Annotated in this window: 15 protein-coding genes; 3 read left to right on the top strand and 12 right to left on the bottom strand. The window is 59.7% G+C overall.

What is annotated here, in order from left to right; translation table 11 throughout:
• Positions 1-101: 101 nt before the first annotated feature.
• Entirely contained in the window at positions 102-1388 is a 1287-nt protein-coding gene (ccrA, locus tag AB9K34_RS17770; protein WP_369955766.1) for a crotonyl-CoA carboxylase/reductase, read from the bottom strand.
• 107 nt (positions 1389-1495) lie between these two features.
• Positions 1496-2905: a 1-acyl-sn-glycerol-3-phosphate acyltransferase gene (locus AB9K34_RS17765; RefSeq protein ID WP_369955765.1), complete on the bottom strand. Its 1410-nt coding sequence runs from the start codon at positions 2903-2905 to the stop codon at positions 1496-1498.
• A gap of 411 nt (positions 2906-3316) precedes the next feature.
• Here AB9K34_RS17765 and AB9K34_RS17760 point away from each other — a divergent pair, with 411 nt between their 5' ends.
• The 3 genes from AB9K34_RS17760 (at position 3317) to deoD (ending at position 6454) form a co-directional block, all read left to right on the top strand.
• Positions 3317-5278 (top strand): methylmalonyl-CoA mutase family protein, encoded by a 1962-nt coding sequence (locus AB9K34_RS17760; RefSeq protein ID WP_369955764.1) that lies wholly within the window; start codon positions 3317-3319, stop codon positions 5276-5278.
• 130 nt (positions 5279-5408) lie between these two features.
• Positions 5409-5732: an H-NS family nucleoid-associated regulatory protein gene (locus AB9K34_RS17755; RefSeq protein ID WP_369955763.1), complete on the top strand. Its 324-nt coding sequence runs from the start codon at positions 5409-5411 to the stop codon at positions 5730-5732.
• A gap of 17 nt (positions 5733-5749) precedes the next feature.
• A complete protein-coding gene (deoD, locus tag AB9K34_RS17750; protein ID WP_369955762.1) occupies positions 5750-6454 on the top strand; it encodes a purine-nucleoside phosphorylase in 705 nt (234 codons plus the stop codon).
• A 27-nt stretch (positions 6455-6481) separates the two neighbouring features.
• Here the strand turns inward: deoD and AB9K34_RS17745 are convergent, their stop codons facing one another.
• The 10 genes from AB9K34_RS17745 to sdhC form a co-directional block, all read right to left on the bottom strand.
• The gene (locus AB9K34_RS17745; protein ID WP_369955761.1) at positions 6482-7330 is read right to left on the bottom strand and encodes an urea carboxylase-associated family protein; all 849 of its coding nucleotides are present in this window, start codon (positions 7328-7330) and stop codon (positions 6482-6484) included.
• An 85-nt stretch (positions 7331-7415) separates the two neighbouring features.
• On the bottom strand, positions 7416-8600 hold the full coding sequence (locus tag AB9K34_RS17740; protein ID WP_369955760.1) for a type III PLP-dependent enzyme: 1185 nt from the start codon (positions 8598-8600) through the stop codon (positions 7416-7418).
• A gap of 209 nt (positions 8601-8809) precedes the next feature.
• Positions 8810-9016 (bottom strand): hypothetical protein, encoded by a 207-nt coding sequence (locus AB9K34_RS17735; protein WP_369955759.1) that lies wholly within the window; start codon positions 9014-9016, stop codon positions 8810-8812.
• A gap of 42 nt (positions 9017-9058) precedes the next feature.
• Positions 9059-9208 (bottom strand): hypothetical protein, encoded by a 150-nt coding sequence (locus AB9K34_RS17730; RefSeq protein ID WP_369955758.1) that lies wholly within the window; start codon positions 9206-9208, stop codon positions 9059-9061.
• 350 nt (positions 9209-9558) lie between these two features.
• On the bottom strand, positions 9559-10338 hold the full coding sequence (locus AB9K34_RS17725) for a succinate dehydrogenase iron-sulfur subunit (protein ID WP_369955757.1): 780 nt from the start codon (positions 10336-10338) through the stop codon (positions 9559-9561).
• 73 nt (positions 10339-10411) lie between these two features.
• On the bottom strand, positions 10412-11128 hold the full coding sequence (locus AB9K34_RS17720; RefSeq protein WP_369955756.1) for an FkbM family methyltransferase: 717 nt from the start codon (positions 11126-11128) through the stop codon (positions 10412-10414).
• A complete protein-coding gene (locus AB9K34_RS17715; RefSeq protein ID WP_369955755.1) occupies positions 11125-11946 on the bottom strand; it encodes a hypothetical protein in 822 nt (273 codons plus the stop codon). The genes AB9K34_RS17720 and AB9K34_RS17715 overlap by 4 nt, the downstream gene beginning before the upstream one ends.
• Positions 11947-11961: 15 nt before the next feature.
• On the bottom strand, positions 11962-13770 hold the full coding sequence (sdhA, locus tag AB9K34_RS17710; protein ID WP_369955754.1) for a succinate dehydrogenase flavoprotein subunit: 1809 nt from the start codon (positions 13768-13770) through the stop codon (positions 11962-11964).
• Positions 13771-13793: 23 nt separating this feature from the next.
• Positions 13794-14165: a succinate dehydrogenase, hydrophobic membrane anchor protein gene (sdhD, locus tag AB9K34_RS17705; RefSeq protein ID WP_369955753.1), complete on the bottom strand. Its 372-nt coding sequence runs from the start codon at positions 14163-14165 to the stop codon at positions 13794-13796.
• A gap of 11 nt (positions 14166-14176) precedes the next feature.
• Positions 14177-14566, bottom strand: a complete 390-nt coding sequence (sdhC, locus tag AB9K34_RS17700; protein WP_369955752.1) for a succinate dehydrogenase, cytochrome b556 subunit — start codon at positions 14564-14566, stop codon at positions 14177-14179.
• Positions 14567-14578: the final 12 nt, after the last annotated feature.

Raw genomic sequence — 14578 nt, 5'->3', positions numbered from 1 at the left:
AAGGGCCTGTTTTCAAATACCCGGATTCAGAATGCAAAACACCCGCGTCACCAAAGGGCGATTCGCGGGTGTTACTGTTCTCGAATTGAAGACGCCGAGTTTTACTTGCCCGCGTCCAGAACTTCCTCAAGCGTGCGCAGGCCCGTCACCGGTGACTGAACCAGCACGGACATGTTGCCCGGCTTGTGCTCGTTGCGCATCATCTTCATATGCGCCTTGGGCAGGTCGTTCCAGTCGAACACTTCGGACATGCACGGGTCCAGCCGTCGTTCGAGCATCAGCTTGTTCGCCGCACTTGCCTGCTTGAGATGGGCAAAATGGCTGCCCTGGATGCGCTTTTGGTGCATCCACAGATAGCGCACGTCGAATGTCAGGTTGAAACCCGTCGTCCCGGCGCAGATCACGACCATTCCGCCCTTCTTGCAGACAAAGGTCGATACCGGGAACGTCGCCTCGCCGGGGTGTTCGAAAACGATATCGACGTTGTTGCCCTTGCCGGTGATCTCCCAGATCGCAGCCCCGAATTTGCGGGCCTCCTTGAACCACTCCGCGTATTCGGGCGTGTTGACCGTCGGCAATTGCCCCCAGCACTTGAAGTCCTTGCGGTTGATGACGCCCTTTGCACCCAGGCCCATCACGAAATCGCGCTTGTCCTCGTCGGAGATCACGCCGATCGCGTTTGCGCCGGCGGTGTTGATCAACTGGATCGCATATGAACCGAGCCCCCCGGAGGCGCCCCAAACCAGAACATTCTGGCCCGGCTTCAATTCATGCGGATGGTGACCGAACAACATCCGGTAGGCGGTGGCGAGCGTCAGCGTGTAACACGCGGCCTCTTCCCAGGTCAGATGCTTGGGGCGCGGCATCAGCTGCTGCGCCTGCACACGCGTGAACTGGCTGAACGAGCCGTCGGGCGTCTCGTAACCCCAGATGCGCTGGCTGGGCGAATACATCGGATCGCCGCCATTGCACTCTTCGTCGTCGCCATCATCCTGGTTGCAGTGGATCACCACCTCATCGCCGACTTTCCAGCGCTTGACCTTGTCACCTACCGCCCAGACGATACCCGACGCGTCGGAGCCGGCGATGTGATAGGGCTGCTTGTGGCCGTCAAACGGACTGATCGGTTTGCCAAGCGCCGCCCAGACGCCATTGTAGTTCACACCGGCAGCCATCACCAGAACGAGGACATCCTGACTGTCAAGTTCGGGTACATCCAGCACCTCTTGCAACATGGCGCTATCGGGTTCGCCATGACGTTCCTTGCGGATGGCCCATGCATACATCTTCTTGGGCACATATCCCATGGGCGGGATTTCACCGACCTCATAAAGATCCTTTTCAGGCGCCTCGTAGGGGGCAATGTCGCTGTTGGTGTCCAGAGCCATGCTGGCCTCCTGTCTTATTGTTTGCCGCAATGCAGAATCATGTATGTCAGAACGGAATAGAAAGCACTACGAAATATTGCAACAACAATTAGACCTTTTTTGTAACTTTATGACCCCGCAGTTGCAGCATCTCCCTTTGCTACCGCAGAAACCGGTGCGTCCTTTTCCATGAGATGGCGGATGGAGTTGGCGTAATACCTGACCAACGCCATCTGATCCGGTTCCACATGATAACGATCCCCCTCAAGCCGAAGGATCTTGCGCTCGACCAGATTGCGCAAGCCGACCTCGGCACCGTAATCGCGACTGTCGCGGGGCAGATGAACATGCGCGTCGGGATAGTTTCTCAGGATTGATCCAAACGCAACTTCCACATCCGCCCGCGTCATCGGCCCGCGCTCCAACATCAACCATGCGACAACCGGCACCGGCAACATCGGTACGATCGCGCCGATCTTGGCGATGAGCTGACGCGCGAGGGGGACCGTCAGATCGCCGGTGACCTCGTTGCGCAAAGATCTGAGTGACAGCGGTTTGCCAAAACTGACGGCTGCATAGCCAAAGCGATGATAGCGCCCCGTCATGCGCAGCCACAATTGCTTGAATGATTTACCCGCAACCACACCGATTCTGGCATTAAAGCGCCTCTTGGGATCATTTGCCGCCGCGATCAGGATGCGGTCTTCGAGGACTCGGTCATAGTTGAGCGCAACCGGCACGAACACCACATCCCGCCCCTCCGGATCGAAATCATCGACAATGTATTTCAGCAAACCCAATTTGGGCGGCATCAGCGCGCCCGACAGACTCAGCCCGCCCTCGGGAAACATCGCCTGCGTGACACCGGCATCGGTCGCGAGCCGGACATAGCGTGCGAGAACCTTGCGATAGAGCTCGTTCCGCGATTTCCGCCGAATGAAATATGCGCCCATGGCACGGATAAGCCCGCTCAGGGGCCAGACCTGCGCCCACTCGCCCACCGCATAGGACAACGCCGACCGCTCAGCCGCCAGATAGGTGACAAGCACGTAATCCATATTGCTGCGATGGTTCATGACAAAAACCACCGTTGCGTCGGGGTCGATCCGCTTGAGACCGGCCTCGTCATGATACCCCAACCGGACACGGTACAGCGCGTTCGACAGCCACCGCGCGGCGCGAATCGCAAATCCGAAATAGGCGGATGCCGAAAACGAAGGCACGATTTCGCGCGCATACCGGCTGGCCTCTTGAAAGGCGACGCTCTCGGGAATGCCCTGCGCCCTGGCATGGTCTGCGACCGCCTGGCTGACTTGCGGATCATAGATCAACCGCTGGATCATGTCATGACGCCGGGCCAGCTTGAACGGCTGGATCGGACGCTCCAACCGTTCGTTCAGGCGTGCAACCACGCGCTCGAGCCTGCGCCGGAAAAACCAGCGCACGGAGGGAAGCATCACCTTGTCCAACGCTGCGACCGCCGCAAAACCTAGGATCAGGAGCAGCAGCCAGAGCGGAAGTTCAACGCGAGTAGTCATGACCGATCCTTGCAAGCCGCAGCCGTGAGGTAAATATATCTTTCATGACCAACAAGCACCTATCCGATCAGACGACAACAACACCCGGCTTCCATCCGCACGGCCGCAAGCTGGCCGCAGAGGCGTCGGGACGGCGCCGCTGAACGCGATCTGCGACATGGCGCGCGCACGGGACCTTTCTGCGGTCCGGCTTGACGTCATCGACGTCAACGAGAGGGCTTTGTGGAAATCGACACGCAGGACATCGGGTTCCTGGGCCACATGATGAATTTTCGCTCGAGCACCCGAATGCAGCGCCCCACGGCGGATTGAACGCACGTGCCGCAACGCAGCGAATTGACAACGGTCGAAAATTTCTGTTTAGAAATCGAATACGCAAGAAAATTGCGCCGCGAAACATCGAGGTCCGACATGACGCAAAAAGACCGCCCCTGGCTCATCCGCACATATGCCGGCCACTCCACGGCACAGGCCAGCAACGCCCTGTATCGCAGCAACCTCGCCAAAGGTCAGACCGGACTCTCTGTGGCCTTCGATCTGCCAACCCAGACAGGATATGACAGCGACCATACGCTTGCACGTGGCGAAGTCGGAAAAGTCGGCGTGCCGGTCTGCCACCTTGGCGACATGCGCGCACTCTTCGACCAGATCCCTCTGGAGCAGATGAACACCTCGATGACGATCAACGCCACGGCCCCGTGGCTGCTGGCACTATATATTGCCGTCGCCGAAGAGCAGGGCGCGGATATCAGCAAGTTGCAAGGCACGGTCCAGAATGACCTGATCAAGGAGTATCTGAGCCGGGGCACGTATGTCTGTCCGCCCAAACCATCGCTCAAGATGATCGCCGACGTGGCGGAATATTGCTATGCGAACGTTCCGAAATGGAACCCGATGAACGTCTGTTCCTATCACCTGCAAGAGGCCGGCGCGACGCCCGAGCAGGAACTGGCCTTTGCGCTGGCCACCGCCATAGCGGTGCTGGACGAACTGCGGCCGAGAGTCCCGGAAGCTGATTTTCCGGCACTGGTCGGACGAATCTCGTTTTTTGTGAACGCCGGCATCCGCTTTGTCACCGAAATGTGCAAGATGCGGGCCTTTGTCGATCTTTGGGACGAAATCTGCGAAGAACGCTACGGTGTGACCGACGCCAAAATGCGACGGTTCCGCTATGGTGTTCAGGTGAATTCGCTCGGCCTGACCGAACAGCAACCGGAGAACAATGTCTATCGCATCCTGATCGAGATGCTGGCCGTGACACTGTCCAAAAATGCACGGGCACGCGCCGTGCAACTGCCCGCCTGGAACGAGGCGCTCGGCCTTCCCCGTCCGTGGGATCAACAGTGGTCGATGCGGATGCAACAAATTCTCGCCTTCGAGACCGACCTGCTGGAATATGGCGACCTCTTTGATCAGAATCCGGTCGTCGAGGCCAAGGTCGAAGAGCTCAAGACCGGTGCCCGGGCAGAACTCGCCAACCTCGACAGCATGGGGGGTGCGATTTCCTCGATCGAATACATGAAATCCCGGCTCGTCGACTCCAATGCCGAGCGTCTGAACCGGATCGAAGCAGGAGAAACCACGGTTGTCGGCGTGAACAAGTTCACCACCACCGAACCCTCGCCCCTGATGAGCGAAGACGGCGGCATCATGATCGTCGATCCGGCAGTCGAACAGGACCAGATCAGCCGGCTTGCCGCATGGCGGGCCGGACGGGATGAAGCCGAGGTCGCTGCTGCACTGACCGCCCTGAGAGAGGCGGCAGCCAGCGGCGCAAACGTGATGGAATCCTCGATCGCCGCCGCCAGGGCCGGTGCCACGACAGGTGAATGGGCCGAACAGATGCGCCAGGTCTTTGGCACCTATCGCGGCCCGACCGGTGTTTCGGGTTCGCCGTCGAACAAGACCGAAGGACTTGACGAAATTCGCGAGGCGGTGAACGCGGTCAGCGACAAGCTGGGCCGTCGCCTCAAATTCCTTGTCGGCAAACCCGGTCTGGACGGTCACTCCAATGGCGCCGAACAGATCGCGTTTCGTGCCCGCGATTGCGGCATGGATATTTCCTACGATGGCATTCGTCTGACCCCGGAGGAAATCGTCGCCTCGGTCAAGGACAGCAACGCCCATGTTGTCGGTTTGTCGATTCTGTCCGGAAGCCATATCCCGCTGGTCGAGGAGGTAATGAACAGAATGCAGGCCGCCGGTCTGTCACACATTCCCGTGATCGTGGGCGGAATCATACCCGACGAAGATTCGCAACGCTTGCAACAGATGGGAGTTTCCAAGGTATACACGCCAAAGGATTTCGAGTTGAACACAATCATGACGGATATTGTGACGCTCGTTGACCCTGCGGAAATGGCTGCGGAATAGAATAAATTTGTTATTTCTTAAAATAAATTTGTTCTGGTTTAAAAATTGACGCTGAAATGCGTCGCCAAGAGCTTTAGTGTTGCAGGCTGTGACGCAAATACGCGTCACATTTGGTTAATGGGAGAAACTTATGACGATTGACCTTACCTCGATGTCGCGAAAAGAACTGAAGAAACTGAGCAAGGACGTCGAGAAAGCGATTACCAGCGCCGAGAAACGCGAGCGCAAAGAAGCCTTGGAAGCCGCAGAAAGAGCCGCTGCCGAATACGGCTTTGCACTGAGCGAATTGTCGGGTGACCAAGTCACGCGAAAGTCGGCCAAAGGCTCGAAAGCTGCTGCGAAATACCGCAATCCCGATGATCCGGCGCAAACCTGGTCCGGCAGAGGCCGCAAGCCACAATGGATTCACGATGCCCTGGCAAACGGCAAGGACATCGCGGAACTGGAAATCTAAGTCAGGCAAACCCCGACATGACAATTCATATTGGCGCAAAACCCGGGCAAATCGCGGATACCGTTTTGCTCCCGGGCGATCCCTATCGCGCAAAATGGGCCGCAGAAACCTTTCTGAACGACGTGGAACTCGTGAACGAAGTGCGTGGCATGTTGGGGTTTACCGGCCTTTGGAACGGTAAACGTGTTACCATCCAGGGAAGCGGCATGGGAATGCCATCGCTCTCGATCTACGCGAACGAATTGATTCGCGATTATGATGCCAAGACGCTGATCCGCATCGGGTCCTGTGGCGGAATGCAGGAACAGGTCGCCGTGCGGGACATCATCCTGGCGATGACCGCAAGTACGCTGACCACACCGTCGCGCGGCATCTTCAAGGAATTGTCCTATGCCCCCTGCGCAGACTGGTCGCTGCTGCGGGCTGCCGTCGGCGCCGCCGAGCGGCGGGATACCAGAATTCATGTGGGCGGAATCTATTCGTCCGATGTGTTCTATGACGAACGGCCCGACCTGAACGAACAGATGGTGCGCCACGGGATCCTGGGCGTCGAAATGGAAGCGGCGGAACTCTATACACTCGCCGCGCGTTACGGTCGTCGCGCGCTCGCCGTGCTGACGGTGTCAGATCATCTGCTTACCGGTGAGGCGCTCCCTTCCGATCAGCGCGAGACCAGCTTTGGCGACATGGTGGAAATCGCGCTCGAAGCGGCGTTTTCCTGAGCCCTGACACCGCCGGCCACGACAGGCTCAGCGACCGTGGCTTCTGTCATAATCGTTGATCCCGGGACTGTTCCAACCTGCCAGATCACCATCCAGCGGTTCGAAAATCTCGACCAGCAGCGGATGGCACACCGCCGTGTCACTGGAGTGTTCGGCACTGCAATCGCCGCCCGGACAGGCACTCAGCCCACCCAGGAGGTCGATTTCCGCAAAGAGCTCCAGATAGTCGCCCGGCCGCACCGGGCTGGCCTTCATGAAATACTGCCCGGTATCGCGGGTAAAGCCGGTGCACATGAACACGTTCAGTACATCGTGCACATGGGGCTCGGCCTCGTCAAGTGTCAGGCCCCTGTGGTCCGCCAGCGCGCGCACCAGGTTGGAGTGGCAGCAATGATGATATTGCCCGCCCGCCAACAGATTACCGGTATACGGATCGCACCGGGTTCCGATCACGTCATGGACTGAACCGCCAAAGCTGTCCTTGCCATACCAGTCCAGCGTATCGGCCACGATCGTAGCCATCGGGCGCAGATAGGGAAAGCTGCTCCACAACCGCTGCCCGGTGCTTACGTGGGTGCCATGCAGAGCGCGCGTCTTGCCGGAATAGAATCGTTCATCAATATTTGCCGCGTTCCACAGGTTGAGATCGCCAACCTGCGGACCCTCGACAGAGCTGATCCGAAAAAAATGTCCCGCAGGAACCTCAAAACAAGCAGCCTCTCGCGGCGGCGCCAAAATCTCGCCGATTTTGCGCGCGTTGTTGCGCACGGTCGCATAGCGGGCAAGATCAGGTGCCGGCAGCGTGTCTGGAGGGTAGCAGATTACCGGGGCGACGGCGCGGCGCGCCTCGGCATCGGCAGGAGGATCGAATGGCATCTGGCGCACTCCTTGGGCCTTTCCCATGACAGTGCGCCAGAATGCCGGACAGGGAAAGCCCCTGCCCCCTCCTCCCGGTCGGAGATCAGATCACCACGACATCCAGTGGCGGAAAGCCGTTGAAACCGATCGACGCATAGGTCGACGTGTACGCCCCGCAACTGCGGATGATAAACCGGTCACCCGCGCGCAGACCCAACGGCAGCGCAACCGGGCGTTTTTCATAAAGCACGTCGGCGCTGTCGCAGGAGGGTCCGGCGAGAATGCAGGGACCGGTTTCTTCGTGGTCGCGATCGGTGATGAACTGATAGCGGATCGACTCGTCCATGGTCTCGGCCAGCCCCGAGAACTTACCGATATCGAGATACACCCAGCGGAACATGTCATCGTCCGATTTCCTGGACACCAGCAACACCTCGGCGGCGATCATGCCCGCCTCGGCAACCATGCCGCGGCCCGGTTCCGCCATGATCTGCGGAACGTCGCCAAAGCGGTCCGCGATCAGGTCGATCACCTTGGCGGCATAGGGTGTTGGCGCCTCGATTTCCTCGTCGTAATGGGCCGGGAAACCGCCGCCGATGTTCAGCAGGCTCAGGTCGTGGCCCGCCGCCTTTGCTTCGGCCCAGATCTGGGCGACCTGATCCAGCGTCGCCGTCCACATCTCGGCACGTCGGGTCTGGCTGCCCACGTGGAACGAGAAACCGACAGGCGACAAGCCCAGTTCAAGTGCCATATCCAGCAGCTTGATTGCCTTGTCGCGCGCACAGCCGAATTTGCGGGACAGCGGCCAGTCGGCCTCGGACGCATCCACGATCAAACGGATGTAGACCCGGCTTCCCGGTGCGAATTCGGCGATCTTTTCCAGCTCTTCCTCGGCATCGGCCGCGAAGAGGGTCACACCGACATGGTGTGCAAATGCGATATCGGAGGCACGTTTGACGGTATTTCCAAATGAGATGTGATCCGGATCCGCCCCGAGGCTGAGGCACAATTCGATTTCCGCGCGGGATGCCGCGTCAAATCCCGATCCGAGTTCCACCAGCGTCTCGATGATTTCGCGCTGCGGGTTGGCCTTGACCGCATAGTGAATATGCGCACGCCCCAGCCCCGCCTTGAGCGCGTGATACTGACGCGCAACAGCTTGGAGATCCAGAACCAGGGTGGGACGATCAAACCGGACTGTCTTGAGGAAAGACTCGATACGGTTTTCGGGAAAAACTGCGGGCGCAATACGAGAGGCAGCCGACATGTCGGTTACGATAGCGTTCATGGTCATCTCCAACAGACCCGGCCATATATGACCGCTCACTTCCATTCAGAGACGTTACCGTCGCTACGTAACCATGGGGGATGAGCCCTTGGGACAGAGGCGCGTGCGTTGGCGTCTTGAAGCCGCATATCGTGCCAAACGCGATTCCGATCAAGAGGAAAAATGCTCGGATCCGAATTTTCTTTTTCGGCCTGAGGAACTGACGCGGATCAGCTTGACGCGCGCGCCATGCACACGCGGGGCGCACGATCGGTTCCGGTACGCATGTGGCCTCCGCAGGCGAGACAGCGATAATAATCCGCAGCCACGGACCGATCAGCCCGCCACCGGCACTGCCGCGTCACGGTCGAGCTGCGCCAGCGCCATGTGAAATAGGCTGCGACACCGATCAGCAGGAAAACCAGCAGGATCAGCATCGCGCCGCCCTGCCGGTCAATCTGCGGAACCGGTGATTGTGCTCACGCCGCAGGCGCATATTCAAAATACTCGACCCGACCGGTTTCTTCGTCCATGAGTGCGGGTTCAGGGAAATAATATGCAAAAGCCTGTTCCAGGATTTCGAGAGCTTCGCGCGCCGTGGGATTCGGTGTTTTCTTGGGCGTATTCATGGATTTCTCCGAGAGTTTCATGCCCTCCCTGACCGCAACCTAGTACCGATGACCGTGATTTGCATCCGACGTTTTTACAATTCCGTCATGCACGACCCGACGTCACGACGCTCGGCCCGGACAGCAGCGGAAAACACCCGGTACACATCTGATTGCCGACACTGGCCAGTCACGAAAAGCGGCGCCGGATTGGAGATGCGACAGATCGCCAATCGGCCTTCCAACAGGCCGCAGGCCTGCCCACCAGGTGGTGCGCGACCCACCGGCTGCTTCGTCAAAGCCGCCAGAGAACGCGATGCAGCAAGACCCGTTTCCGGTGCTTACGCCGCGTTCGCCAGCCGGGTGAACGATCAGACCGAACGCTCGATCATCATGTGCTTGATCTCGGCAATCGCCTTGGCCGGGTTCAGGCCCTTGGGGCAGGTCTTGGCGCAGTTCATGATCGTGTGGCAGCGATAGAGCTTGTACGGGTCTTCAAGCTCGTCCAACCGTTCGCCCGTTGCCTCGTCACGGCTGTCGATGATCCAGCGATAGGCGTGCAGCAGCGCCGCAGGGCCAAGGTAACGATCGCCGTTCCACCAGTAGGACGGGCAGGATGTGGAACATGACGCGCACATCACGCATTCATAGAGACCGTCCAGTTTCTTGCGATCCTCGATGGACTGCTTCCATTCCTTGGCCGGGCGGTTGGTCTTGGTTTCGAGCCACGGCATGATGCTCGCATGCTGGGCGTAGAAATGGGTGAGGTCGGGGATCAGGTCCTTGACCACCGGCATGTGCGGCAGCGGATAGATGCGCACGTCACCCTTGATCTCATCCAACCCGTAGATGCAGGCGAGCGTGTTGATACCGTCGATGTTCATCGCACATGATCCGCAAATCCCCTCGCGGCAGGAGCGGCGGAATGTCAGTGTCGGATCCACCTCGTTCTTGATCTTGATCAGCGCGTCCAGAACCATCGGGCCGCATTTGTCCATATCAAGGAAATAGGTGTCCACGCGCGGGTTCTGCCCGTCATCCGGGGTCCAGCGATAGATCTGGAACTTGCGCACATTCGTGGCGCCCTCGGGCTTTGGCCAGGTCTTGCCGGTGGTGATTCGGCTGTTCTTGGGGAGCGTCAGTTGGACCATTGCAAATACCTCACTGGTCGGAAAGTTGGGTGTGGCGGTTCGGACCACGTGTATGTGGGTGCGGGCCGGTGCATCAGTTTCGCACCTCCCATCGTGTGAACAGGACGTCAAGCAAGCGGGGCCGTGCGCCCCCCCTGCCATCACCGGTACTGCGCAGGATATCTCGAAGCTCGAGCCCCGCCCCGGCAAGTTCGGACATCACCCGGCTGGGCGGGGCGATGTCCTCAAACCGATTGGTCAGCGACAGTTCCAGAATCACAAAGTCGCAGCGCAGCAGCGTCTGGGCCGCGCCCTGCAAGACCTCGAGTTCGAAGCCCTCGGTGTCGATCTTGAGGCCGACCCGTCCGGGATAATTCGCCATGATGTGATCCAGCGGCACCACCGGAACCGTGCATATGTCATAGCCTGTGACACCTTTTGCCATCGGACCCGCAATCGGCTTGAACCCTGCCCTGGCGGGGTTTCTGCCCTTGCGCATGACGGGGATCCGCAGGTCCATCCGGCCTGAAACCGCGCCGACGGCGCAGGCGTGAAAATCGAAATCTTTGGGCGCGCCATTCGCGATGGTCTCGGCTTCGGCCTCGAGCCGCGGATCGATCAGCACGAATTTCCGGTCGGGAAAGGCGCGGTAAAGCTGCGGCGTACCGGTATGCACCCCGACATCGACAATCACATCGGTTTCGGCTCCAAAGCCATGCAGATAATCCTCCTGCCGCCCCTTGTCGGGGACCGCCACCAGACCGCGTTGCCGCAGCGCCTTGCGGAACATATAATCGCTGATTGCCGTCAAGACGCGAACAGCCCCTGATTTCCAGCGATCAATTCGCTGATCGCCCGCCGCGCAGCGCGGTCGATCTTGAGTTGATTCACAAGACGCTGGAATTCGACACTGCCGGTGTTCATGCGGACCTTTCTGCGTCCGGGTGCCGGGCTCAGCGCCGCGATCTCTGTTGCGGTCAGCCCCGCATGATGCAGGAGTTGTTGGCCCGGACGCTCGGGCGTCGGTTCATCCTCGATACTAAACAACCTTGCGCGGGTCGGACCGACTGCCAGTTCCAGGCGACGCTGCACATCGCTCCAGTCGCTGCATGCTTCGGTCTCGGAAAGGAATTCGGCGAGCGTCCCGGTGTAACCATCGGAACGGATCGCCTGACCATGCACGCTGCGTTTCCATTCAGCCATACCGCGGGTGTAGATTGCGTAATCGGGACGTAGTGGCGCGAACGCACGCTCAAGCGCATCGACGATGGGCTCGAGTTGCGGATAGAGCGATACCGTACCGCCATTTCCCGGCATTGCGCCCAGCAGATTCTCGTGGCTGAGCAGCACCGTGCCCGCGTCCTGCCGCAATATCGCATCGCGCAGAAGGATTGCGCATTCACGTAAGCGCCTCATCCGCTTGTCGGACGGTCGCAGGCTGAACCGCATTGCCGCATTGCCCAGATCGCGCGTCGCCGAACCCTTGACAGGCGTCAGTATCGCGAGCCGCCCGGCCAGTTTGTCACGGTTGCGGCCCAGAAAATTCTGCAACGACGTCGAACCGGTTTTCTGAACACCACAATGGATGATCAGGCGCTTGGCCGTGCTGCTGTCTGGTCCCGTTTCCAAAGCCCTTGCTCCGCCCTAGAACGTCCGGGCTTTGGGCGCGATCTTCTTGAGACTGATGCCACCCTCGGCTTCCGTGGACAGCGGATCGACAACCACGGGACGATAGGACAAGTCCACGTTTCGTCCGTTCACCCGGCTGATCGTGTGAACCCGCCAGTCGTCATCGTTACGATCCGGGAAATCTTCATGCGCGTGCGCTCCCCGGCTCTCGTGACGTGCCTCTGCGCCGGTGATCGTGGCCAGCGCGTTCGGCATCAGGTTGGTCAGTTCCAGCGTCTCCATGAGGTCGCTGTTCCACACAAGGCTGCGATCCGTGACACGCAGGTCCGACATCTTGGCCGCGACCTCGTCCATGCGCTTGACACCTTCGGCGAGTGTCTTGGACGTGCGGAACACGGCGGCATCGGCCTGCATGCATTTCTGCATCTCAAGGCGCAATTCGGCAGTCGGAACCGCACCCTGCGCGTTGCGCAGCGTATCGAACCGATCAAAGGCGGCATCGATCGACGCCTGGTTCAGCGCGGCATTGGCCTTGGACGGATCAACAACCTTGCCGGCACGAATGGCGGCAGCCCGACCGAACACAACCAGGTCGATCAGCGAATTCGAGCCCAGGCGGTTGGCCCCGTGTACCGAGGCGCATCCCGCTTCACCAACCGCCATCAGACCCGGCACCACGGCGTTCTGATCCTCTGCGGTCGGGTTGAGCACTTCACCCCAATAGTTGGTGGGAATGCCGCCCATGTTATAATGCACCGTCGGAATGACCGGGATCGGTTCCTTGGTGACGTCGACCCCGGCAAAAATCCTGGCGCTCTCCGAGATGCCCGGTAGCCGTTCCGCCAGCGCTTCCGGCGGCAGGTGCGACAGGTTCAGGTGTATATGGTCGCCTTCGGCACCAACCCCCCTGCCCTCTCGGATTTCCATGGTCATCGACCGGCTGACATAATCGCGCGGGGCGAGGTCCTTGTATTGCGGGGCATAGCGCTCCATGAACCGCTCGCCTTCCGAGTTGGTCAGGTAGCCGCCCTCACCGCGTGCGCCTTCGGTAATCAGACAGCCGGAACCGTAGATACCGGTGGGGTGGAACTGGACGAATTCCATATCCTGCAAGGGCAGTCCGGCGCGGGCCACCATGCCACCGCCATCGCCGGTGCAGGTATGCGCCGACGTGGCACTGAAATAGGCGCGGCCATAGCCACCCGTGGCCAGAACCACCATCTTGGCGCTGAACACGTGCATCGTCCCGTCGTCGAGTTTCCAGCAGACCACCCCCTGACAGGCACCGTCTTCGGTCATGATCAGGTCGATGGCGAAATACTCGACGTAGAATTCCGCATTGTTCTTGAGGCTCTGTCCGTAAAGCGTATGCAGGATCGCGTGACCGGTCCTGTCCGCGGCGGCGCAGGTCCGTTGCACCGGAGGACCGTCGCCGAACTCGGTCGTGTGCCCCCCAAAGGGCCGCTGGTAAATCTTCCCCTCTTCGGTGCGGCTGAAGGGCACGCCGTAATGCTCAAGCTCATACACCGCCTTGGGGGCCTCGCGCGCCAGGTACTCCATCGCGTCCGTGTCGCCCAGCCAATCCGATCCCTTGACCGTGTCATACATGTGCCACTGCCAGTTGTCGGGGCCCATGTTGGAAAGCGAAGCCGCAATCCCACCCTGCGCAGCAACCGTGTGCGACCGCGTCGGGAAAACCTTGGTTACACAGGCGGTCCGAAGGCCCTGTTCTGCCATGCCCAGGGTCGCGCGAAGGCCCGCGCCCCCTGCTCCGACGACCACGACGTCATATTCATGCGTCTCGTATTCGTATGTTGCAGTCATGTTCGTTTAATCCCTGGCGCGCCTCAGAGCGCGATTTTGACAAGAGCGAAGAGGCCCGCTGCGATAAGTGTGTAGGCAAAGGCACCCACGGCGATATAGGCCAGTTTGGCCGCTGTTCCGCCCATGTAATCCTCGATCGCTTCCTGCGCCTCGTATTTGAGGTGGTTGATCCCCACGATCAGCGTCAGCGCCGTCAGGATGGCCGGGAATGGCCGCCCAAAATAGGCGATCACCTCTTCATGCGTACCACCAAGACCGATACCGAAGGTAAAGATGAACGGCGGCACAAGAACGCAAAGCAGGATGGAACTGACCAGCATCTGCCAGTGATGGTCGGTTCCGTGCCGCGATGATCCCAGTCCTTCGGCGCGTTTGCGGTCGGTAAGATATCTCATGGTCACTCTCCTTACACCGCGATCGCCGTAATGATTGTCAGCACCGTGGCTCCGATGAACATGCCAAGGCCCATGCGCTCGGACACGCCGACTTCCAGCAGATATCCGAAATCCCAGATGACATGACGGAGGCGCCCCAGAACATGATACCAGATCGCCCATGTTGCCAGCAGCATCACGATATCGCCAACGACACTGCGCAACAGGCCGTCAACCACGGCGAACGCGCTCTCGGATGTCGCCGCCGTCAGCAGCCAGAGCACGATCAGAAACGCCGTACCCAGCGATGCGATCCCGGTGATGCGCACCATGATGGATGAGATCGAGGTCATCTGTGGGCGGTAATATTGCCCGATCATAAACGGAGATAGCGGGCGATTGCCCCGATTGACGTCAGCCATGGCGGGTCCTTT

The organism is Sedimentitalea sp. XS_ASV28 (genome assembly GCF_041224545.1).
Taxonomy (GTDB): domain Bacteria; phylum Pseudomonadota; class Alphaproteobacteria; order Rhodobacterales; family Rhodobacteraceae; genus Sedimentitalea.
Note: the sequence above shows the minus strand (reverse complement) of the source record. Positions and strands in the feature narration are given on the sequence as shown.